Annotated in this window: 15 protein-coding genes; 8 read left to right on the top strand and 7 right to left on the bottom strand. The window is 74.3% G+C overall.

The window, feature by feature from the left end; all coding sequences use genetic code 11:
* Nucleotides 1-162: 162 nt before the first annotated feature.
* From ACWD3O_RS31530 to helR, 3 genes are all read left to right on the top strand, one after another.
* Nucleotides 163-1,896 carry an ABC transporter ATP-binding protein gene (locus ACWD3O_RS31530; protein ID WP_451418233.1) on the top strand — a complete coding sequence of 578 codons (1,734 nt, stop codon included), beginning with the start codon at nt 163-165 and terminating at the stop codon, nt 1,894-1,896.
* A complete protein-coding gene (locus ACWD3O_RS31525) occupies nt 1,896-3,824 on the top strand; it encodes an ABC transporter ATP-binding protein (protein ID WP_451418232.1) in 1,929 nt (642 codons plus the stop codon). The genes ACWD3O_RS31530 and ACWD3O_RS31525 overlap by 1 nt, the downstream gene beginning before the upstream one ends.
* 217 nt (nt 3,825-4,041) lie before the next feature.
* The gene (helR, locus tag ACWD3O_RS31520) at nt 4,042-6,219 is read left to right on the top strand and encodes an RNA polymerase recycling motor ATPase HelR (protein ID WP_451418231.1); all 2,178 of its coding nucleotides are present in this window, start codon (nt 4,042-4,044) and stop codon (nt 6,217-6,219) included.
* A 7-nt stretch (nt 6,220-6,226) separates the two neighbouring features.
* Here the strand turns inward: helR and ACWD3O_RS31515 are convergent, their stop codons facing one another.
* On the bottom strand, nt 6,227-7,150 hold the full coding sequence (locus ACWD3O_RS31515) for a helix-turn-helix transcriptional regulator (protein WP_451409893.1): 924 nt from the start codon (nt 7,148-7,150) through the stop codon (nt 6,227-6,229).
* Nucleotides 7,151-7,491: 341 nt separating this feature from the next.
* Here ACWD3O_RS31515 and ACWD3O_RS31510 point away from each other — a divergent pair, with 341 nt between their 5' ends.
* Nucleotides 7,492-8,871, top strand: coding sequence for an MFS transporter (locus tag ACWD3O_RS31510; RefSeq protein ID WP_451418254.1), 1,380 nt, complete (start codon nt 7,492-7,494; stop codon nt 8,869-8,871).
* On the opposite strand, the gene ACWD3O_RS31505 is transcribed toward ACWD3O_RS31510, so the two are convergent.
* Nucleotides 8,859-10,085 (bottom strand): RNA polymerase sigma factor, encoded by a 1,227-nt coding sequence (locus ACWD3O_RS31505; protein WP_451418230.1) that lies wholly within the window; start codon nt 10,083-10,085, stop codon nt 8,859-8,861. The genes ACWD3O_RS31510 and ACWD3O_RS31505 overlap by 13 nt on opposite strands.
* Nucleotides 10,086-10,359: 274 nt before the next feature.
* On the opposite strand from ACWD3O_RS31505, the gene ACWD3O_RS31500 reads away from it, so the two are divergent.
* Both ACWD3O_RS31500 and ACWD3O_RS31495 read left to right on the top strand, forming a co-directional pair.
* Nucleotides 10,360-10,983 (top strand): hypothetical protein, encoded by a 624-nt coding sequence (locus ACWD3O_RS31500; protein ID WP_451418229.1) that lies wholly within the window; start codon nt 10,360-10,362, stop codon nt 10,981-10,983.
* Entirely contained in the window at nt 10,980-11,954 is a 975-nt protein-coding gene (locus ACWD3O_RS31495) for a nucleotidyl transferase AbiEii/AbiGii toxin family protein (RefSeq protein WP_451418228.1), read from the top strand. Before ACWD3O_RS31500 ends, ACWD3O_RS31495 begins: the two co-directional genes overlap by 4 nt.
* Here ACWD3O_RS31495 and ACWD3O_RS31490 read toward each other — a convergent pair.
* The 5 genes from ACWD3O_RS31490 to ACWD3O_RS31470 all read right to left on the bottom strand — a co-directional run bounded on the left by ACWD3O_RS31490 (nt 11,951) and on the right by ACWD3O_RS31470 (nt 18,477).
* Complete coding sequence (locus tag ACWD3O_RS31490) at nt 11,951-12,568, bottom strand: VOC family protein (RefSeq protein ID WP_451418227.1); 618 nt, start codon at nt 12,566-12,568, stop codon at nt 11,951-11,953. The genes ACWD3O_RS31495 and ACWD3O_RS31490 overlap by 4 nt on opposite strands.
* Nucleotides 12,569-12,609: 41 nt before the next feature.
* The gene (gene dnaG / locus ACWD3O_RS31485; protein WP_451418226.1) at nt 12,610-14,544 is read right to left on the bottom strand and encodes a DNA primase; all 1,935 of its coding nucleotides are present in this window, start codon (nt 14,542-14,544) and stop codon (nt 12,610-12,612) included.
* A gap of 387 nt (nt 14,545-14,931) precedes the next feature.
* Complete coding sequence (locus tag ACWD3O_RS31480) at nt 14,932-16,197, bottom strand: NAD(P)/FAD-dependent oxidoreductase (protein ID WP_451418225.1); 1,266 nt, start codon at nt 16,195-16,197, stop codon at nt 14,932-14,934.
* A gap of 112 nt (nt 16,198-16,309) precedes the next feature.
* On the bottom strand, nt 16,310-17,608 hold the full coding sequence (locus ACWD3O_RS31475) for a deoxyguanosinetriphosphate triphosphohydrolase (RefSeq protein ID WP_451409886.1): 1,299 nt from the start codon (nt 17,606-17,608) through the stop codon (nt 16,310-16,312).
* A gap of 44 nt (nt 17,609-17,652) precedes the next feature.
* Complete coding sequence (locus tag ACWD3O_RS31470; RefSeq protein ID WP_451418224.1) at nt 17,653-18,477, bottom strand: sirohydrochlorin chelatase; 825 nt, start codon at nt 18,475-18,477, stop codon at nt 17,653-17,655.
* A gap of 230 nt (nt 18,478-18,707) precedes the next feature.
* Here ACWD3O_RS31470 and ACWD3O_RS31465 point away from each other — a divergent pair, with 230 nt between their 5' ends.
* The gene (locus ACWD3O_RS31465) at nt 18,708-19,364 is read left to right on the top strand and encodes a SanA/YdcF family protein (protein ID WP_451418223.1); all 657 of its coding nucleotides are present in this window, start codon (nt 18,708-18,710) and stop codon (nt 19,362-19,364) included.
* An 80-nt stretch (nt 19,365-19,444) separates the two neighbouring features.
* Nucleotides 19,445-21,544: a molybdopterin oxidoreductase family protein gene (locus ACWD3O_RS31460; protein WP_451418222.1), complete on the top strand. Its 2,100-nt coding sequence runs from the start codon at nt 19,445-19,447 to the stop codon at nt 21,542-21,544.
* Nucleotides 21,545-21,634 lie beyond the last annotated feature (90 nt).

The following is a 21,634-nucleotide window of genomic DNA, read 5'->3' as shown; positions in this document are numbered from 1 at the left end:
GACAGCCCGGGAGAACCCCTGCGGCTGAACCCTGACCCCGATTTGGCCCGCGCTTGGCTTAATCACTTGAGGTAACGCCACTGTCGTGTCCGACGATAGGCGGCGTGGGATCCGCGCCCCGCGGAGCCCGCGCCCCTTCGTCGGCCTCTCGAAAGTATCGGCGTGCTCATACGACTCCTGAGAACCCACCTACGGCCCTACCGCACCCCCATCGCCCTGGTCGTGGCGCTGCAGCTGCTGCAGACGTGCGCGACCCTCTACCTGCCCACCCTGAACGCCGACATCATCGACGACGGCGTGGTGAAGGGCGACACCGGCTACATCCTGGCGTTCGGCGCCCTGATGCTGGCCATCTCCCTCGCGCAGGTGGTCTGCAACATCGGCGCCGTGCACTTCGGCGCCCGCACCGCCGCCGCGCTCGGCCGCGACCTGCGCGCCGCGGTCTTCGACCGGGTGCAGTCCTTCTCGGCCCGCGAGCTGGGCCGCTTCGGCGCGCCCTCGCTGATCACCCGGACCACCAACGACGTCCAGCAGATCCAGATGCTGGCGCTGATGACGTTCACCCTGATGGTGTCCGCGCCGATCATGGGCGTGGGCGGCGTGGTCATGGCGCTGGGCCTGGACGTGCCGCTCTCCGGCGTGCTGCTGGGGGTGCTGCCGGTGATGGCGGTGGCGCTGACCTTCCTGATCCGCGCGCTGCGGCCGCTGTTCCGGACCATGCAGGAGCGGCTGGACCAGGTGAACCGGGTGCTGCGCGAGCAGATCACCGGCAACCGGGTGATCCGGGCGTTCGTGCGGGACGAGTACGAGCAGGAGCGCTTCCGGAAGGCCAACGAGGAGCTGACCGAGGTCTCGCTCGGGACCGGCAACCTGATGGCGCTGATGTTCCCGGTCGTGATGACGGTGGTGAACCTGGCGTCGATCGCGGTGCTCTGGTTCGGCGCGCACCGCATCGAGTCGGGCGGCATGGGCATCGGCGACCTGACGGCGTTCCTGGCCTACCTGATGCAGATCGTCATGTCGGTGATGATGGCCACCTTCATGTTCATGATGATCCCGCGGGCGGAGGTGTGCGCCGAGCGGATCCAGGAGGTCCTGGACACGGAGTCCAGCGTGGTGCCGCCCGAGGCCGGGGTGACCGAGCTGCGGGCGAGCGGGACGCTGGAGCTGCGCGGGGCCGGGTTCCGCTACCCGGGCGCGGAGGAGCCGGTGCTCAAGGGCGTCGACCTGCTGGCGCGGCCCGGCGAGGTCACCGCGGTGATCGGCTCGACCGGTTCCGGCAAGTCGACCCTGCTGGGCCTGGTGCCCCGGCTGTTCGACGCGACGGAGGGCGAGGTCCTGGTCGACGGGGTGGACGTCCGGCAGATCGACCCCCGGGTGCTGGCGAGGACGGTGTCCCTGGTGCCGCAGAAGCCGTACCTGTTCGCGGGCACGGTGGCGACGAACCTGCGGTACGGCAACCCGGACGCGACGGACGAGGAGCTGTGGCACGCGCTGGAGGTGGCGCAGGCCAAGGAGTTCGTGGCCGGGCTGGAGGGCGGCCTGGACGCCCCGGTCGCGCAGGGCGGCTCCAACGTCTCCGGCGGCCAGCGGCAGCGCCTGGCCATCGCCAGGACGCTGGTGCAGCGCCCGGAGATCTACCTGTTCGACGACTCCTTCTCGGCGCTCGACTACGCCACCGACGCGGCGCTGCGGTCGGCCCTGATCCGGGAGACGGCCGGGGCCACCGTGCTGATCGTGGCGCAGCGGGTGTCCACGATCAGGGACGCGGACCGGATCGTCGTCCTGGACGAGGGCCGGGTGGTCGGCGTGGGCCGGCACGCGGAGCTGATGGACGGCAACGAGACCTACCGGGAGATCGTGCTCTCCCAGCTGACGGAAGCGGAGGCAGCCTGATGGCCGGGCCTGCGGGGCGGATGATGGCCGGGACGGGTCCGGACAACCGGTCGATGGACTTCAAGGGGTCCACCAGGCGCCTGCTGGCGCAGTTCAGGCCGGAGCGGGTGTCGCTGTGGGTGATGCTCGCGTCGGTGGTGGTGAGCGTCGGGCTGACGGTGGTCGGGCCGAAGATCCTGGGGCGGGCCACCGACCTGGTCTTCGCCGGCATCGTCGGACGGGAGATGCCCGCGGGGGCGACCAAGGAGCAGGTCCTCGAGTCGATGCGGGCCCGCGGCGAGGACGGGGTCGCGGACATGCTGGGCGGGGTGGACTTCACCCCGGGCGAGGGCATCGACTTCGCGGCGGTGGGCGGCGTGCTGCTGCTGGCCCTCGGGATGTTCGTGGCGGCCGGGCTGCTGATGGCGGTGGCCACCCGGATGGTGAACCGGGCGGTCAACCGGACGATGTTCCGGATGCGCGAGGACGTGCAGACGAAGCTGTCGCGGCTGCCGCTGTCGTACTTCGACAAGCGGCAGCGCGGCGAGGTGCTGAGCCGGGCCACCAACGACATCGACAACCTGGGGCAGACGCTGCAGCAGTCGATGGGGCAGCTGGTGAACGCGGTCCTGTCGATCGTCGGCGTGCTGGTGATGATGTTCTGGGTGTCCTGGCTGCTGGCGCTGGTCGCGCTGGTGACGGTGCCGCTGTCGTTCGTGGTGGCGACCAAGGTGGGCAAGCGGTCCCAGCCGCACTTCGTGGACCAGTGGCGCACGACGGGGCAGCTCAACGCGCACATCGAGGAGATGTACACCGGCCACTCGCTGGTGAAGGTGTTCGGCCGGCAGGACGAGTCGGCGGCGAGGTTCGCCGAGCACAACGAGGAGCTGTACCGGGCCGGGTTCAAGGCGCAGTTCATGAGCGGTGTGATGCAGCCGCTGATGATGTTCGTCTCCAACCTGAACTACGTGCTGGTGGCCGTGGTCGGCGGTCTGCGGGTGGCGTCGGGGTCGCTGTCCATCGGTGACGTGCAGGCGTTCATCCAGTACTCGCGGCAGTTCTCGATGCCGCTGACGCAGGTGGCGTCGATGGCGAACCTGGTGCAGTCGGGCGTGGCCTCGGCGGAGCGGGTCTTCGAGCTGCTGGACGCCGAGGAGCAGGACGCCGACCCGATCCCCGGGGTGCGCCCGGAGGAGCTGCGCGGCCGGGTCGGGTTCGAGCGGGTGGCGTTCCGCTACGAGCCGGACAAGCCGCTGATCGAGGACCTGTCGCTGACGGTGGAGCCGGGGCACACGGTGGCGATCGTGGGCCCGACCGGCGCCGGCAAGACCACGCTGGTGAACCTGCTGATGCGGTTCTACGAGGTCACCGGCGGACGGATCACGCTGGACGGGGTGGACGTCGCCACGATGTCACGGGACGAGCTGCGGTCCGCGATCGGCATGGTGCTGCAGGACACCTGGCTCTTCGGCGGGACCATCGCCGAGAACATCGCGTACGGGGCGCCCGGCGAGGTGACCCGCGGCGACGTGGAGGAGGCGGCGCGCGCCGCGCACGCCGACCGGTTCATCCGCACCCTGCCGGACGGCTACGACACGGTGATCGACGGCGAGGGGTCGGGGGTGAGCGCGGGCGAGAAGCAGCTGATCACGATCGCCCGCGCCTTCCTGTCCGACCCGGTGATCCTGGTGCTGGACGAGGCGACCAGTTCCGTCGACACCCGGACCGAGGTGCTGATCCAGAAGGCGATGGCGAAGCTGGCGCACGGCCGGACCTCGTTCGTGATCGCGCACCGGCTCTCCACCATCCGGGACGCGGACACCATCCTGGTGATGGAGAACGGCGCGATCGTGGAGCAGGGCCGCCACGCCGCGCTGCTGGCGGAGGACGGCGCCTACGCCCGCCTCTACAAGGCGCAGTTCGCCCAGGCGGTCGCCGAGGTGGAGTGACCCGTGACGCGGTCCGGCCCCCACCCGCGCTCGCGGATGGGGGCCGGACCGTTCGTTCGTCGTGCGGGGGGGGCGGAGGGGCGGAGGGTACGGACACCTCCTGCCATGGTCAAGGTATAGCGCAAGGGGGTCCTTGCGGCAAGGCCCCCCTCATGGCGCACAATCGCTCCTCGCGCCGGTGACCACGGGCGCGACCCCCCTGTGACGGAGCCGCACGGTGACCTTTCCTTCCCTGCCCGCCCACGCCTTCGACCTGCCCGAGCGGCTGGCCGCCAAGGCCGACCCGCGGCTCGTCGGCGACGACGAGCGTCACTTCGCGGACGTCGCCGCCACCCTGGAGCAGGCGATCGCCGAGCTGTCGGACCGCCTCGACGCGGAGCGGCGGGCGCCCGGCGGCGTGGGCCGGGAGGCGATGGAGCGCGACCTGGAGATCCACCGCCTCACCGCGCGGCTGCGCGCGCTGCGCCGGTTCGGCCTGGACCTCTGCCTGGGCCGGATGGTCCCCGCCGACGGGTCCGGGGAGCCGCTGTACGTCGGGCGGCTCGGCCTCACCGACAGCTCGGGCCGCCGGCTGCTGCTGGACTGGCGCTCCCCCGCCGCGGAGCCGTTCTTCGCCGCGACCCACGCCAGCCCGATGGGGCTGGCGAGCCGCCGCCGGTACCGGTGGACGGCGGGCCGCGTCAGCGACTACTGGGACGAGGTGTTCACCCCCGACGGTCTCGGCGAGCACCGGGCGGCGCTGGACGACCAGTCCGCCTTCGTCGCGAGCCTCGGCGCGAACCGTTCCTCGCGGATGCGGGACGTGCTCGCCACCATCCAGGCCGACCAGGACGCCGTCATCCGGGCGGGCTCGCGCGGCGCGCTGGTGGTGGACGGCGGGCCGGGCACCGGCAAGACCGTGGTGGCCCTGCACCGGTCCGCGTACCTGCTGTACGCCGACCCGCGGCTGGGCCACCGCCGGGGCGGGGTGCTCTTCGTGGGCCCGCACCAGCCGTACCTGAACTACGTCGCCGACGTGCTGCCCGGCCTCGGCGAGGAGGGCGTGCGCACCTGCACCCTGCGCGACCTGGTCGCCGAGGGGGCCCGGGCCGTGCCGGAGGCGGACCCGGAGGTGGCCCGGCTGAAGGCGTCGGTGGAGATGGTGCGGGCGATCGAGAAGGCGGTGCGGTTCTACGAGTCGCCGCCCACCGAGGGCCTGACGGTGACCACCCCGTGGGGCCAGGTGGCGCTGACCGCCGCCGACTGGGCCGAGGCGTTCGACGCGGCGGAGCCGGGCACCCCGCACAACGAGGCGCGGGAGCAGATCTGGGACGAGCTGGTGGCGATGCTCGAGGACCGGATCGGGGCGGAGGTCCCCTCCCATCTGTTCCGCCGGGCGCTCGCCCACGACGACGAGCTGACCGGGGCGCTGGGCGCCGCCTGGCCGATGGTCGAGGCCGCCGACCTGGTCGGCGACCTGTGGACGGTCCCCGCCTACCTGCGGCTGTGCGCCCCCTGGCTGACCCCCGACGAGGTGCGCCTGCTGCGGCGGGAGAGGCCGGACGCCTGGACGGTCTCCGACCTGCCGCTGCTGGACGCCGCGCGGCAGCGCCTGGGCGATCCGGCGACCGCCCGGCGCAAGCGCCGCCACCGGGCCTCCGTCGCCGCGGAGCGGGAGCGGATGGCGGGCGTCATCGAGAGCGTGGTCGCGGCCGACCCGGACGGCGAGGGGGCGGTGACCATGCTGCTCGGCGACGACCTGAAGGAGTCGCTGGTCGACGGGGCCGCGCTGCCCTCCACCGGCGCCGATCCGCTGGCCGGCCCGTTCGCGCACGTCGTGGTGGACGAGGCGCAGGAGCTGACCGACGCCGAGTGGCGGATGCTCCTGCTGCGCTGCCCGTCGCGCAGTTTCACCGTCGTCGGCGACCGGGCCCAGGCCCGGGACGGCTTCACCGAGAGCTGGCCGGAGCGGCTGCGGCGGGTGGGCCTGGACCGGGTGGAGGTGGCGTCGCTGAGCATCAACTACCGCACCCCGGAGGAGGTCATGGCCGAGGCGGAGCCGGTGATCCGGGCCGCCGTCCCGGACGCCAACGTGCCCACCTCGGTGCGGCGCGCCGGCATCCCGGTGCACCACGGCACCGTCGCCGAACTGCGCGACGTGGTGGACGGCTGGCTGGCCGCCCACGAGGAGGGCATCGCCTGCGTGATCGGCGATCCCGCCTTCCGCGAAACGCCCCGGGTGCGGTCGCTCACCCCCGAGCTGGCCAAGGGGCTCGAGTTCGACCTGGTGGTGCTGGTGCGGCCGGAGCGGTTCGGCGAGGGCGTCGCGGGCGCGGTGGACCGCTATGTCGCCATGACCCGGGCCACCCAGCGGCTGGTCGTGCTCACGGACGACCCGGGTACGCGGGCGGCGTGACCCGTGATCAGTCGGTGGCCGCCGGGACGTCCGGGACGTCGGAGGCGTCCGGGCCGTCCCCCCGGCTGACGGGGAGGGTGGCGGCGAGCAGGCGCAGCGCGGCCTCCGACCCGCTGCCCGGGCGGGCGCTGTAGGCGATCACGCGCTGCCCGTCGTCCCCCGGGACGAGCAGGCTCTGGAAGGAGAGCCGCATCGCTCCGACCAGGGGGTGGTCGAACTCCTTGACGCCCGCGACACAGGTCCGGACCGGGTGCCGGGCCCAGAGTTCGGCGAACTCCTCGCTGTTCAGCATGAGGTCGCCGACCAGTTCGGCGAGCTGCCGGTCGTGGCGGTGCCGGCCCGCGACCAGGCGCAGGGAGGCGACGGCGAGCTGCGCCTCGTCCTGCCGGCGGGGGTACAGGTCGCCGGTGTGCTCGTCCAGGAACAGCATCCGGGTCAGGTTGGGGCGGCGGGAGGGGTCGGCGGGGGCGTCGAAGTCCAGGTGCATGGCGAGCAGGAGGTGCCCCATGGCGTTCCAGGCGAGCACGTCGTTGCGGCGGTCCAGGACCAGGGCGGGGGTGTCGGTGAAGGTGTCGATGAGCTGACGCAGCTCCTGGCCCGCCTGGTCGGCCCGCCGCGGACGCGGGGCCTGGGGGCGGCGGTGCGCCGGGGGTTCGGGGCGTGCCAGGTCCATCAGGTGGGTGCGCTCGTCGGCCGTCAGGCGCAGGGTGCGGGCGATGGCCTCCAGGACGGCGTCGGAGACCTGCTGGGCGCGGCCCTGTTCCAGCCGGGTGTAGTGGGTGAGGCTGACGCCGGCCGCCAGGGCCACCTCTTCCCGGCGGAGACCGGGCACCCGGCGTCGCTCGGCGAGCTGGGGCAGGCCGATCTCCTCGGGGGTGAGGGCGGCTCGACGGCTGCGCAGGAAGTCGCTCAGCTCGGAGAAGTCACGCACGGCTGTCCTTCCGGTGGTCCGGTCCTGTCCGCTTCGCGGAGGGAGTCACATCCTTCCCAACTCCCTTGCGGCTGGGGCACTTCCCGTTCCGGGTGGTCATGGCATGACCACCCGCGGCGTGACCGGTCGGGCGGTGGGTCGTCACGTCCGGGGAATGGCTGGCCCCGGCCGCCCGCCGCACGCTTTCCCTCGTCGGACCTCCTCGAAGGGAAACGGTCATGTCTGTTGTCGATGGTGCGGTGGTGGAGGCGGGGACACCGTCCCCCGGGTCCGGGGGATCCGGGGGACGGCGGCCGACGCCCCGGACGCGGCCGACGCCCCGGACGCGGCTGACGCCGCGGATGCGGTTGACGCTGGTGGTGCTGCTGGTCGCGCAGTTCATGCTGGCGGTCGACTTCTCGATCCTGAACGTCGCGCTGCCGGTGATCGGCGAGGGGCTGGGGTTCTCGCTGGCGAACCTGCAGTGGATCGCGACCTCGTTCGCCCTGTGCGCCGCGGGCTTCACGCTGATGTTCGGGCGGGTCGCCGACCTCTTCGGGCGCCGCCGCCTGTTCCTGGGCGGTCTCGCCGTCCTCGGCGTGGCCTCGCTGGTGGGCGGTCTGGCCACCAGCCCCGAGCTGCTGATCGCCGCGCGGGTCCTGCAGGGCCTGGCCACCGCGGCGGTCACCCCGGCCGGCCTGTCCCTGCTGACCACCGCGTTCCCCGAGGGGCCCCTGCGGGAGAAGGCGCTGGGTCTCAACGGCGCCCTGATGTCGGCCGGTTTCACCACCGGCGCCGTCCTCGGCGGCGTCCTGACCGACCTGCTGTCCTGGCGGTGGTCGTTCCTCGTCAACGTCCCGGTCGCCGCGGCCGTCCTGATCGTCGCCCCGATGGTCATCGCGGAGTCCCGCCCCGCCGACCGTCCCCGCCTGGACGTCCCGGGTGCGGTGACGGTCACCCTGGGCCTGCTCGCCGTCGTCCTCGGCCTCACCCAGGCCGGCGAACACGGCTGGACCCACATCCCGGCCCTGCTCGCCCTCGCCGTCGGCGTGGTTCTCCTGGTCGTCTTCCACTTCGTCGAACGGCGCTCCCCCGCCCCTCTCGTCCCGGTGGGCGTCCTGCGCCGCCGCAGCGTGGCCTGGGGCAACGTCGCCGGTGTCCTGGCCTTCCTCACCGAGACCTCGCTGGTCTTCCTGATGACCCTCTACCTGCAGCAGGTCCTGGGCTTCTCCCCGCTGGCCGCCGGGCTCTCCTTCGGCGTGCTGGGCCTGGGCACCGTCCTGGGCGGCACCTTCGCTCCCCGGGTCATCGCCCGCATCGGCACCCGCTCCGCCCTGATCGCGGGCGGCCTGGTCCAGGCGGTCGCCACCGCGGCCCTGCTCGCCCTGGGCACCACGACCGCCTCGCTCGCCCTGATGCTGGCCGCCACCTTCGTCGGCGGCGTCGGCAACATGCTCCTGATCGTCGGCTTCATGGTGACCGCCACCAGCGGCCTGCCCGACCACGAGCAGGGCATGGCCACCGGCCTCGCCACCATGAGCCAGCAGATCGGCATCACCATGGGCACCCCCGTGATGAGCGCCGTCGCCACCGGCACGATGACCGGCACGGCCGTCACCGGGGTCCTCGCCGGGATCCACACCGCCGTCGCCGTCAACGCCGCCCTGGTCCTCCTCACCGTCCTCGCCGCGGCCGTCTTCCTCCGGGCCCCGGCGGCGGGCGGGCCGGGTCAGTCGAGGTAGCCGCGCAACTGCTCGGCGTAGGTGTGGTCGCGCAGCTTGCTCAGGGTCTTGGACTCGATCTGCCGGATCCGCTCGCGGGTGACGCCGAAGATCCGGCCGATCTCCTCCAGGGTGCGGGGGCGGCCGTCCATCAGCCCGTAGCGGAGCTGGACCACCCGGCGTTCGCGCTCGTTGAGCGTGGAGAGCACGGCGTCGAGGTGCTGGCGCAGCAGGATGAACGACGCCGTCTCCACGGGGGAGACGGCGTCGCCGTCCTCGATGAGGTCGCCGAGGGCGACGTCCTCCTCCTCGCCGACCGGCGCGTGCAGGGACACCGGTTCCTGGGCGAGCCGCAGCACCTCGCGGACCCGGTCGCCGGTGAGGTCGAGGTGGGCGCCGACCTCCTCGGCGGTGGGCTCGGAGCCGCGCTCCTGGAGCATCCGGCGCTGCACCCGCACCACGCGGTTGATCAGCTCGACGACGTGGACCGGGACCCGGATGGTGCGGGCCTGGTCGGCGAGGGCGCGGGACATGGCCTGGCGGATCCACCAGGTGGCGTAGGTGGAGAACTTGTAGCCGCGGGCGTAGTCGAACTTCTCCACGGCGCGGATCAGGCCGAGGTTGCCCTCCTGGACCAGGTCGAGCATGGTCAGGCCGCGGCCCACGTAGCGCTTGGCGACCGAGACGACCAGCCGCAGGTTGGCCTCGATCAGCCGGCGTTTGGCCAGGCGGCCCCTCACCACCAGCCGGTCCAGGTCGTGGGCGAGCCGGCTGTCCAGGTCGGGGGTGCGGCTCAGCTTCTCCTCGGCGAACAGCCCCGCCTCCACCCGGCGGGCCAGGTCGACCTCCTCCGCCGCGGTCAGCAGGGGGATGCGGCCGATCTCGCGGAGGTACTGCCGGAACAGGTCCGCGGAGGGCCCGGCGGTCTGCCTCCGGCGGCCGGCCGCCACCGGCTGCTCCGCCTCCTCCGGCTCCTCCGGCGCCTCTCGTTCGTCCGGCTCCACCGCGTCGACCCCGTCGACCGGTACGGCGGGTCCGGCCGGATCCGTGAGGTCGAGGGGATCCGGTGCCCGCGCGGGTTCCACCGGCTCCGCCGGCTCGTCGAAGGGGGCGGCCTGGGTCTCCGGGTGGTGCGCGGCGCGGTCCTGCAGGGGCACCGCCGGGAGGACCGCCGCGTCGGCGTCGGCCAGGACGCGCGGGGGTCCGGCGGCGGGGGTGCGGGTCTGGGTCTGCACGCGTGCGACCTCCAGGGGGAATCGCTGCCGGGCGGTGCGGCAGCGCTTGCGTCTGTGGGCGACTGCGGGGGCTGACGCCGGGCGGCTCGACCGCGCCGTGGTCGCGGGCCGTCCGTGCTCCGGGTACTCGGCGCCGGACTCAGTGTGGCGTAGGACACATACCCATCACGAGGGTCGTGCGCCGCTTTTCTGGGACCGGTACGTGACCGGTTGGTTACCCACTGGACGCAAAACTCATGTGCGCCCCCAGAAATCCCTCTGGGATGATCAGCGGATGCCCCGCTCTTCCTACGAAGCGCATCTCACCGTGCGGTGCGCCGACGACGCAGCGCTCCACCGGCTGCGCGACTGGTCCGCCGCGCGCGACCTGAAGCTGACCCATGTGGTGCTGGCCCGCGGCCGCACCCGCTCGCAGCCGATGCTGACCCTGCGCGAGGCCACCTCGTACGCCGCCCAGCTGGAGCGGGCGCGGGCGGTGGCCGGGGAACTGGAGCGGGACGGCTTCGCGGTGCTCCGGCTGAAGGTCGAGTCGGACCCGTGGGCCCCGGAGGTCCCGCGCGAACCGCCGCTGGACGGACGGCACTTCGAGCACCACGTGAAGCTCCGCCTGGCCGCCGGCACCGACCTGACGGCGCTGGCCGCCCGGGTCGCCCCGCACGGCGCGCACCTGTCCTGGAACGCCCGCCGGGTCACCGGCCCCGGGCACCACGAACGGTTCGTCACCCAGCGCTGCCACGGCGTGGCCGCGGACGGCGCCGGCCGCGCCCTGGACGCGCTGCTGGCGGAGCTGACGGGGCTGGAAGTGCTCGACGTGGAGCGGGAGTTCGTGCTCCACGACAGCGACGCGTCGGTGGACGACGGCTGGCTGACCACCGCGGACGAAGGAGTGACGGCATGAGCACCCGTGGCAGGCCCTGGAGGCCCCGCGAGTTCCACGACCTGCCGAGGACCCTGCGCTGGGTCGCCGCGGACGGGGTGACCCAGGACCCCGTCTTCGACCCGTCGATGAAGCAGCACGCCGACGCCTACCGGGCCTCGGACCCCCGGTTCGCCGACCCGGCGCGGGGCGCGGCCTGGCGGGACGCCCGGCGGCGGGCGATGCGGCTGGTGCTGCGGGCGATCGCCGACTCGCCCTGGGCCGACTCGCTGATGCTGCGCGGCAGCGCGCTGATGGCCCTCTGGTTCGGCCCGGAGGCCCGCGAGCCCGGCGACCTGGACTTCGTCGTCGTGCCGCGGGACTGGCGGCTGGAGGACGGCCGCACCGCCCGGATGTTCGACCGGATCGCCGAGGCCGCGCAGTCGCTGAGCGAGCGGACCGGGGAGGCCGGGGAGGCCGGGGAAGGGCTGCGGATCAGCGCGAGCGGGGCCGTGTCGGACGACATCTGGACCTACGACCGGGTCCCCGGGCGCCGACTGGTCCTGCCCTGGTCCGCCCCGGGCCTCCCGGCCGGAAGCCTGCAGCTGGACTTCGTCTTCGGCGAGGAACTGCTGGAGGAACCGGGCCTGGTGGAGCTCCCGGACGGCGCCGTCCTGCGGGCGGCGACGCCCGAGCTGTCCCTGGCGTGGAAGGTGACCTGGCTGGTGTCCGACAGCTACCCGCAGGGCAAGGACCTCTACGACGCGGTCCTGCTCGCGGAACGGCACACGCTCACCCGGGAGTTGCTCGCCGCCGCGCTGCGGCAGTCCGAGGAGTGGCCGTACTTCACCGCCTCCGGGCGGCTGGCCCGGGAGGACCTGGCCGCGCTGCTCCGGCACGTCCTGTGGGACGACTTCACCACCGACCACCCGGAACTGGCCGGACGGCAGGCGGAGTTCACCGAGCGCCTGCTCGACGCCCTCACCCCGGCCCTCGGCCTGGAGCTGTCCTAGGACAGTTCCAGGACTCCCGCGGGAGTGCCGATGCGGGCCACGAGCCTGTCGGGGCCCTCGGTGAGGTCGAGTCCGGTGCCGAGGGCGGCCAGGTGGCGACGGGTCTCGTCCGGGTCCGTGGTGCTGGCCGACATGCCCAGGAGGGACACGCTCGGCAGCCCGGCCGACGGGTGCCCGGTGGCGCCCCAGTCGATCAGGAACGGCACCACCACGCTCTCGCCCGCCGTCAGCCGCCACTCCAGCAGCGTGCCGTCCGGACGCCTGCGGCTCATCCCGCGGAGCGGTCCCGTGGCCACCCCGGCCGAGCGGGCCGCGGCCACCGCCGCGTCCGGGTCCGGCGGACAGATCGCCCAGGTCGCCAGCCGCGGCGCGGACAGATCGCCCACGCCGAAGGGCCGCGGGCCCGCCGGCTCCGGCTGGTCCAGGTCAGGGCCCACGATCTCCAGGTACCGCCGGCCGCCCAGACCCACCAGGTGGTTGCGGGTGCCCAGACCGACGTGCGCGCCGCCCGGCGCGGGAGCCACCCCCGTGCGCCGGGTGAAGTCGGCGACCGTCGACGCCAGGTCCGGTGTCGCGTAGACGAGATGATCCAACAGCGCGGGAACAGTGGCCACGCCGGGAGGCTACAGCACCCCACCACCACGCCGGACAGCCCCTACAGCGCGGCCGCCCCGCGCTCCCTGAGCGCCTGGCCGTACTGCTGCAGCACCCACAACTCGTTCTGCACCGCGGCGAGTTGGGCCGGATCGCCCTGGTGGCCGAGGCGGGCCAGGCTGCTCTGGATCTCCTGGATGCGGCGGTCCACCGCGCGGCGGCGGACCGCGACCAGCTGCTCCCCCGCGTAGTTCTCGTCCACCGGGCGGCGCACCATGATCGCCTCGACGGCCAGCTCGGTGACCATCGCCCGCACGGTGTCGTCGGGCGCGGCCTCCCGGACCCGGATCAGGTACTCCTGCGGCTGATGCGCCCCGGCATCGGCGCCGCCCGCTTCCTGGATCGCCTGACGGACCGCCGCGTAGGGCGGGGCGGTGAACTCGTCGACGCCGTACGCGTCGAAGGCCGGGGAGACCAGCTCGGGCCGCTGCAGCGCCAGCTTGATCAGCTCCCGCTCGGTGGCGTGGACCGGGTTGCGGAGGTTGAGGGGCGGGCCGGAGGCGGCGCGGGAGCCGGAACCGGCGGGGGCGGCGGCGGGGCCGTCCTGGGGGTGGCGCGGGCCTCCCTCGGGCGCGGCGGGGCCCCGTCCTCCCCGGTCGCGGGCCCAGCGGGCGATCTGGGCGACCCGGCGCACCACGAACTGGGTGTCCAGGATGCCGAGCATCCCGGCGAGCTCCACCGCGACCTCGTGCTGCGCGCCCACGTTCTTGATCTTGGCGACCACCGGTGCGGCCTCGTCCAGCGCGGCGGCGCGCCCGGCGGGGGTGTCCAGGTCGTAGCGGGCGACGATCTGCCGCAGCGCGAACTCGAACAGCGGCGTGCGCGGCTCGACCAGGTCGGCGACGGCGTCGTCGCCCTTGGCCAGGCGCAGGTCGCAGGGGTCCATGCCGTCGGGGGCGATGGCGATGTACGTCTCGGCGGCGAACTTCTGGTCGTCCTCGAAGGCGCGCAGCGCGGCCTTCTGGCCGGCCGAGTCGCCGTCGAAGGTGAAGATCACCCGGGAGGTGCCGTTGTCCATCAGCAGCCGGCGGAGGATCTTGATGTGGTCGCCGCCGAAGGCGGTGCCGCAGGTGGCTATGGCGGTGGTCACACCGGCCAGGTGGCAGGCCATGACGTCGGTGTAACCCTCGACCACCACGGCGCGGCTGCTCTTGGCGATGTCCTTCTTCGCGAGGTCGATGCCGTAGAGGACCTGCGACTTCCGGTAGATCGGGGTGTCCGGGGTGTTCAGGTACTTCGGGCCGTTGTCCGCCTCGTAGAGCTTGCGGGCGCCGAACCCGACGACCTCGCCGCCGATGTCGCGGATCGGCCACATCAGGCGGCCGCGGAAGCGGTCGATGGGGCCGCGGCGGCCCTCCTGGGCGAGGCCGGACGTGAGGATCTCCTTGTCGGTGAACCCCTTGCCGCGGAGGTGGCGGGTGAGGTGGTCCCAGCCCTGGGGGCTGTAGCCGACGTTGAAGTGCTCGGCGGCGGCCTGGTCGAAGCCGCGCTCGGCGAGGAAGGCGCGGCCGGTCTCGGCCTCGGGGCCGGTGGCGAGCTGCTCGGCGTAGAACTGGGCGGCGATCTTGTGCGCCTCGATCAGGCGGATGCGTTCGCCGCGCTGGTGGGAGGGGTTGTAGCCGCCCTCCTCGTAGCGGAGCGTGATCCCCGCCTGCGCGGCGAGGCGCTCGACGGCCTCCGAGAAGGTGAGGTGGTCGACCTTCATCACGAAGGTGATGGTGTCGCCGCCCTCCTGGCAGCCGAAGCAGTGGAACAGCCCCTTGGCGGGGCTGACCTGGAAGGACGGGGACTTCTCGTCGTGGAACGGGCAGAGGCCCTTGAGGTTGCCGCCGCCGGCGTTCTTGAGCTGCAGGTACTCCGAGACGACGGAGTCGATCGGGACCGCGTCCCGGACCGCCTTCACGTCCTCGTCGTTGATCCTGCCGCCACCTGCCACGTGCAAATTGTACGGGGGTCCGCCGACGCCGCCCCGCCACCGCCGCGGGAGCGGAGCGGCGGACGGCCCGGGCCGCCCGCCCGCCGGGCGCGGGGCGCTCGGGCGGGCGGCGCGCCCCGGTGTGCCCGGGCCGGCCCCGGCGGGCCCGGTTGGGCCCCGGTGTGCCCGGGCGGGCCCGGGTGGGCCTGGGTGGGCCCCGGTGCGCCCGGGCGGACCCGGGCGGGCCCGGGTGGGCCTGGGTGGGCCCCGGTGCGCCCCGGTGGGCCCGGGTGGGCCCGGGTGGGCCTGGGTGGGCCCCGGTGCGCCCCGGTGGGCCCGGGTGGGCCCGGGTGGGCCTGGGTGGGCCCCGGCGGACCCCGGTGGGTCTCAGGCGGGCCCCGGCGGGTCTCAGGCGGGGAGGGAGGCGAGGGCGACGCGGGGGTCGGAGAGCGCCTCGGTGTCGACGGGGGCCTGGGAGCGGATCAGGTCCTGGATCGCCGGGGTGACGTCCCACACGTTGACGTTCATCCCGGCCAGCACCCGCCCCTCCTTCAGCCAGAAGGCGATGAACTCCCGCTTCCCGGCGTCGCCGCGGATGACCACCTCGTCGTACGCCCCCGGCGGCGCCCACCCGGAGTACTCCATGCCCAGGTCGTACTGGTCGGAGAAGAAGTAGGGCACGCGGTCGTACACGACCTCCCGCCCGAGCATGGCCCGCGCCGCCGCCGGGCCGCCGTTGAGCGCGTTGGCCCAGTGCTCCACCCGCAGCCGCGTCCCGAACAGCGGATGCGGGAACGCCGCCACGTCCCCCGCGGCGAAGACGTGCGGGTCCGAGGTCCGCAGCGAGGCGTCGACGAGGATGCCGCCGCCCTGCTCCCGCGGCGCCAGCTCGAGCCCCGCCGCCTCGGCGAGCCCGGTCCTGGGCGCCGCCCCGATCGCGGCGAGCACCGCGTGCGCCGGGTGCTCCTCGCCGTCCTCGGTCCGCGCCGCCAGGACCAGGCCGTCCTGCCCGACGATCTCGGTGAGCCGCGCCCCGAACTGGAATCGCACCCCGTGCTCCCGGTGCAGCTCGGCGAAGACGTTGCCCAGCTCGGGCCCGAGCACCCCGTGCAGCGGCGTCGGGGCGGGCTCGACGACGGTGACCTCGGCCCCGTAGTGCCGCCCGGCCGCCGCGACCTCCAGGCCGATCCAGCCGGCGCCGGCGATCAGCAGGTGCCCGTTGTCGCGGCCGAGCGCGGCGAGGACGCCCTTGAGCCGCTCCGCGTGCGCGAACCGCCGCAGGTGGTGGACGCCGGCCAGGTCGGTGCCCGGCACGTCCAGCCGGCGCGGCTCCGCCCCGGTCGCCAGCAGCAGCTTGTCGTACCGGACGAGGGAGCCGTCGTCGCCGAGCCGCACGGTCCGCGCCGCCAGGTCGACGGCCTCGACGGTCTGCCCGAGGTGCAGTTCGACGTCGTGCGCCGCGTACCAGGCGGGTTCGTGGACGAGGGCGCTCTCGCGGTCCGCCGAGCCGAGGAGGTAGCCCTTGGAGAGCGGTGGCCTCTCGTACGGGTGGTCGCGTTCGTCGCTGATCACTATCACCCGCCCGCTGAAGCCCTCGGCGCGCAGCGTCTCCGCCGCCTTCGCGCCGGCCAGGCCTCCTCCGACGATGACGAACGTCTGGTCCGCGTCGACCACGGTGTGCCTCCTTCTCCGGGGTGCCGGATGAGCGTCCCGCACGGAGGCTAGTGGGAGAAGGGAACCTGTCGAAGGGGCCACGCGGTCCCGGCCGTGCGGTAAAGGCCCCCGCTCACGCCTGCATGGTGAGCCGGGTGTGCAGCGCGCGGGCCGAGGCGTCGGTCAGCGAGGCGATCTGGTCGACGATGACCCGCTTGCGGGCCCGGTCGTCCCCCGCCGCCTCGAACAGCGCCGCGAACTGCGGGTCCAGCCCTTCCGGCGCCCGTGCCGTGAGCGCCTCCGCCAGTTCGGCGACGACGATCCGCTGCTCGGCGCGCAGCCGCTCCTGCTCGGCCCGCTGCATCACGTACAGGTCGGCGACCGCCTTGAGCACCGCGCACTCCATCCGGGTGGCCCGGGGCACCACCAGCTGCGCCTTGTACCGGGTCAGCCGCCCGTCGCCGTAGGCGGCCCGGGTGGCCGTCTCGGCGGCGGTGCAGAACCGTCCGATGAGCTGGCTGGTGGCGTCCTTCAGCCGGGCCTGGTCGACGGCGCTGCCGTCGTAGCCGTGCGGCCACCACTCCTGCGACTGGAGCCGGTCCAGGGCCGCGCCCAGTTCCTCCGGGTCGGTGTCGGCGGGCACGTAGCGGGCGTCGAGCACCGCGACCGTGAAGATCTCCCGGCGGTCGGTGGCGCTGTGCAGGCGGGACGGCTGGATGTGGCCGGCGTGCAGTCCGTCCTCGATGTCGTGGACGGAGTAGGCGACGTCGTCGGCCCAGTCCATCACCTGGGCCTCGAAGCAGACCCGGTCGCGGGCGGGCGCGTCGGCCCGCACCCAGTCGAAGACGCGCCGGTCGTCGTCGTAGACGCCGAACTTGCGGAAGGCGGGGCCGGCCGGGTGCCCGCCGCGCGGCCAGGGGTACTTGGCGGCGGCGTCCAGCGCGGCGCGGCTGAGGTTGAGGCCGACGCTGGTCTGCTCGCCGGTGGTGCGGTCGGTGACGAACCGTTTGGGCTCCAGGCGGGTGAGCAGCCGCAGCGACTGGGCGTTGCCCTCGAAACCGCCGCAGTCGGCGGCGAACTCGTCCAGCGCCTGCTCGCCGTTGTGGCCGAACGGGGGGTGGCCCAGGTCGTGGGAGAGGCACGCGGCCTCCACCAGGTCGGGGTCGCAGCCGAGCGCGGCGCCCAGCTCCCGGCCGACCTGCGCGCACTCCAGCGAGTGGGTGAGCCGGGTGCGAGGGCTGGCGTCCCAGAGGCGGACGGTGCCGGGGGTGACGACCTGCGTCTTCCCGGCGAGCCTGCGCAGCGCGGCGGAGTGCAGCACCCGGGCGCGGTCGCGCTGGAAGGCGGTGCGTCCGGGGCGCTTGTCGGGTTCCGGGGCCCACCGCTCGACGGCGGCCTCGTCGTATCCGGCGGTCGGTTCGTTGCCTGCCATGCCACCGACAGTAAAGGGTGTCGGTGACCGCCGCCCCGCATCGGCTACGCGGCGGCCAGGGCGTGGCGCGCGGCGGGGGCGGCGGGCCGGCCGGTCAGCGCCTCCTCGTAGCGGAGCAGCACCAGCCCGGCGACGTCCGGGTGGGCGCCGAGCGGGGCGGCGGCGATCCCCGGGGCGGCCCGGACGGTCTCGGTGTGGAAGCGTCCGGGGGCGGTGAAGTAGGAGGCGACGGCGACCTCGGTGCGGCCCCGGGCGGCCAGGGCCGACACGGCGTCGGCGACGGTGGGCGCGGCGGAGGCGCAGGCCGGTTCGACCGGGACGCCGAGACGGGCCGCGAGCGCGGCGGCGGTCCGGCGGAGGTCGACGGCGGCGTCGGGGTCGCGGGAGCCGGAGGCGGCCAGCACCACGGCGTGCCGCGGCGACGGCGCGGGCGGCCAGCCGGCCTCGGTGAGCCGGTCGTGCAGGGCGCTGACCAGCAGCGGGTGCGGGCCCAGGGCGGGCGCCTGCCGGATCCCGGGGGCGCCGGTGGCGGCGACGGTGGCGGGGATGTCGTGCTTGACGTGGTAGCCGCGGCTGAGCAGCAGCGGCACCAGCACGGCGGGCGCGCCGCCGAGGCCGCGCAGGGTGTCGGCGAGCAGCGGCTCGTTCAGCTCGACGTGCCCGAGCCGGACGTCGAGTCCCGGCCTGCGGCGGCGCACCGCACCGGCCAGCGCCAGCGCGGTGCGCAGGGCGCGGGGGTCGCGGCTGCCGTGGGGCACGAGCACGAGGGCGGGGCGGGTCGTTCGCGGGACTGCGGCCATGCCTTGATCCTCCCCGGTGGAGATTGCCGTCCGGTTGCGGGGCGGGCGTCGGGTTGTTTTCCCCGGCATCACAGCCGCCGGCCGACGGCTGTGAGAGGCCGGCGGGAACCGCCCGCCGCCTTCGCTGCGTTGGAGACGACGTGGGGAAACGGTGGAGTGCGCGGGGAGCGTGGCTGTCGCGGTGGGCCCGGAGGCCGCGGCCGTCGGGAGTGCCGCGGCCGTCGGGGCTGCCGTGGCGGGCGGGGTCGACGTGGCCGTCGAGGTTGCCGTGGCCGTCGAGGTTGCTGCGGACGTCGGGGTTGCCGCGGACGACGGTGGGGCGGCGGCGGCTGGTGAGGGCGGTCGTCGCGGTCTGCGCGGTGGCGCTGCTGCCGTACACGTGGGTGTTCCTGACGGCGGACGACCGGCTGCGCGCGCCCGGCGAGGTGCCGGAGACGGGCGTGGCCGTGGTGTTCGGCGCCGGGCTGTGGGGCGGCGAGCCCTCCCCCTACCTGGCGCACCGCCTGGACACCGCGGCCGGGCTCTACGCGGACGGCCGGATACGCGCGGTCCTGGTGACCGGGGACAACAGCCGCGAGGAGTACGACGAGCCGGACGCCATGCGCGCCTACCTCGTGGAGCGCGGCGTGCCCGACGCGCGGATCGTCAGCGACTACGCGGGCTTCGACACCTGGGACTCCTGCGCGCGGGCCAAGCGGATCTTCGGCGTGGACGAGGCGGTCCTGATCACCCAGGGCTTCCATGTCCGGCGGGCGGTCGCGCTGTGCGAGGAGGCCGGCATCACCTCGTACGGCGTCGCCGCCACGGGGGACCGGCACAACCTGAGCTGGTACTACGGCACCGCGCGCGAGGCGTTCGCGGCGGGCAAGGCGGCGCTGGACGCGCTGCTGGAGCCCGACCCGCGGTTCCTGGGGCCCCGGGAGAAGGGCGTCGACCAGGCCCTCACAGCGTCGTGAGGGGGGCAGGGAGGTCACCGTCCCGGCCGCGTAACCGGCGGCGATCGGCTCCGTAACACCCGCCGCGCACGCTGGGGCGTATGCAGAACACCGCCGCGCCCACGCCCACCCACTGCCCCTACTGCGCCCTGCAGTGCGGCATGAACCTGGCCCCGGCCGAGACGGGCGGGCTCGAGGTGCTGGAGCGCGCGGACTTCCCGGTGAACCGGGGCGCCCTGTGCGGCAAGGGCCGCACGGCGACCGCCGTGCTGGACCGCGCCGCCCGGCTGACCGCGCCGCTGGTGCGCGGCGCGGACGGCGAACTCGCCCCGGCAAGCTGGGAGGAGGCCCTGGACCGGGTGGCCTCCGCCCTGCTGCGCACCCGCGCGGAGCACGGCGCGGACGCGGTGGGCGTCTTCGGCGGCGGCGGTCTCACCAACGAGAAGGCGTACGCGCTGGGCAAGTTCGCCCGGGTGGCGCTCGGCACCTCGCAGATCGACTACAACGGGCGGTTCTGCATGTCCTCCGCCGCGGCCGCCGGGACCAGGGCGTTCGGGGTGGACCGGGGGCTGCCGTTCCCGCTGGAGGACATCCCCCGCACCGGCTGCGTGATCCTGGTCGGCTCCAACCCCGCCGAGACGATGCCGCCGGCGCTGCGCTACTTCACGGAGCTGCGCGACAACGGCGGCACGCTGATCGTGATCGACCCGCGCCGCACCCGCACCGCCGAGCAGGCCGACCTGCACATCGCCCCGCGTCCCGGCACCGATCTCGCCCTCGCGCTGGGCCTGCTGCACCTGGTGGTCGCCGAGGGCCGCGTCGACGAGGCGTACGTCGCGGAGCGGACCACCGGCTGGGAGGAGGCCCGGGCCGCGGCGATGGCGCACTGGCCGGAGTACGTGGAGCGGATCACCGGGGTGCCGGTGCCCCAGCTCCGCCAGGCGGTGCGGATGTTCTGCGAGCCGGAGGCGGCGATGGTGCTCACCGCGCGCGGCCCGGAGCAGCAGTCCAAGGGGACCGACACGGTCGGCGCGTGGATCAACCTCTGCCTGGCCACCGGGCGGCCCGGCCGCCCGTACTCCGGCTACGGCTGTCTCACCGGCCAGGGCAACGGCCAGGGCGGCCGCGAACACGGCCAGAAGGCCGACCAGTTGCCCGGCTACCGGAAGCTGGACGACCCGGAGGCCCGCCGCCACGTCGCCGGGGTGTGGGGCGTCGACCCGGACTCCCTGCCCGGACCGGGCCGCAGCGCCTACGAGCTGCTCGACGCCCTCGGCACCGAGGTCCGCGCGCTGCTGCTCATGGGGTCCAACCCGGTGGTGTCCGCGCCGCGCGCCGCGCACGTGGAGGAGCGGATCCGGTCGCTGGACTTCCTCGCCGTCGCCGACGTGGTCCTCTCCGAGACGGCCGCGCTGGCCGACGTGGTGCTGCCGGTCACCCAGTGGGCCGAGGAGACCGGGACGATGACCAACATCGAGGGCCGGGTCCTGCTGCGCCGCCGCGCGGTGGCGCCGCCGCCGGGGGTCCGCGGCGACCTGTCCGTGCTGCGGGAACTCGCCGACCGGCTCGGCGTGGAGAAGGGGTTCTCCGAGGACCCCGAGGAGGTCTTCGAGGAGCTGCGCCGCGCCAGCGCGGGCGGGCTCGCGGACTACTCCGGGATCACCTACCGGCGGCTGGCCGAGGAGAACGGCGTCTTCTGGCCGGCACCGGAGGAGCCCACCGCGGCGGGCGGTTCCGCCCCGCACCCCGGTACGCCCCGGATGTTCCTGGACCGGTTCGCCCACCCGGACGGCCGGGCCCGGTTCGTGCCGGTCGCCCATCGCGCGGCGGCGGAGGAGCCGGACGAGGAGTACCCGCTGCTGCTCACCACCGGGCGGGTGGTCGCGCAGTACCAGTCGGGCGCCCAGACCCGCCGGGTCGCCGAGCTGACCGCGGCGGCGCCCGGCCCGTTCGTGGAGCTGCACCCGCGGCTGGCGGAACGGCTCGGCGTGGCGGAGGGCGACCGGCTGGCGGTGGTGTCCCGGCGCGGGCGGGCGGTGGCCCCGGCGCGGGTCACCGGCTCCATCCGGCCGGACACCGTGTTCATGCCGTTCCACTGGTACGGCGAGGGCCGGGTCAACACGCTCACCAACCCGGCGCTGGACCCGGTCTCCCGGATGCCGGAGTTCAAGACCTGCGCGGTCCGCGTGGAGCGGGCCTAGGTCGTGTCCGCAAAGTGGGGGCGTCGTTGGTCTGTTCGTGGTGCGTCGTCATGAGCTGACTGATGAGTCGTGGGCGGTGATCGGGCCGTT

The sequence above is a fragment of the Streptomyces sp. NPDC002640 genome (assembly GCF_053592575.1).
Note: the sequence above shows the minus strand (reverse complement) of the source record. Positions and strands in the feature narration are given on the sequence as shown.

Bases quoted from the DNA above. Each gene is read 5' to 3' on its own strand.
- ACWD3O_RS31525 (WP_451418232.1), top strand. From the start codon at position 1,896: ATGGCCGGGCCTGCGGGGCGGATGATGGCCGGGACGGGTCCGGACAAC.
- ACWD3O_RS31510 (WP_451418254.1), top strand. From the start codon at position 7,492: ATGCGGTTGACGCTGGTGGTGCTGCTGGTCGCGCAGTTCATGCTGGCG.
- ACWD3O_RS31500 (WP_451418229.1), top strand. From the start codon at position 10,360: ATGCCCCGCTCTTCCTACGAAGCGCATCTCACCGTGCGGTGCGCCGAC.
- ACWD3O_RS31495 (WP_451418228.1), top strand. From the start codon at position 10,980: ATGAGCACCCGTGGCAGGCCCTGGAGGCCCCGCGAGTTCCACGACCTG.
- ACWD3O_RS31475 (WP_451409886.1), bottom strand. From the start codon at position 17,608: ATGGCAGGCAACGAACCGACCGCCGGATACGACGAGGCCGCCGTCGAG.
- ACWD3O_RS31470 (WP_451418224.1), bottom strand. From the start codon at position 18,477: ATGCCGGGGAAAACAACCCGACGCCCGCCCCGCAACCGGACGGCAATC.
- ACWD3O_RS31460 (WP_451418222.1), top strand. From the start codon at position 19,445: ATGCAGAACACCGCCGCGCCCACGCCCACCCACTGCCCCTACTGCGCC.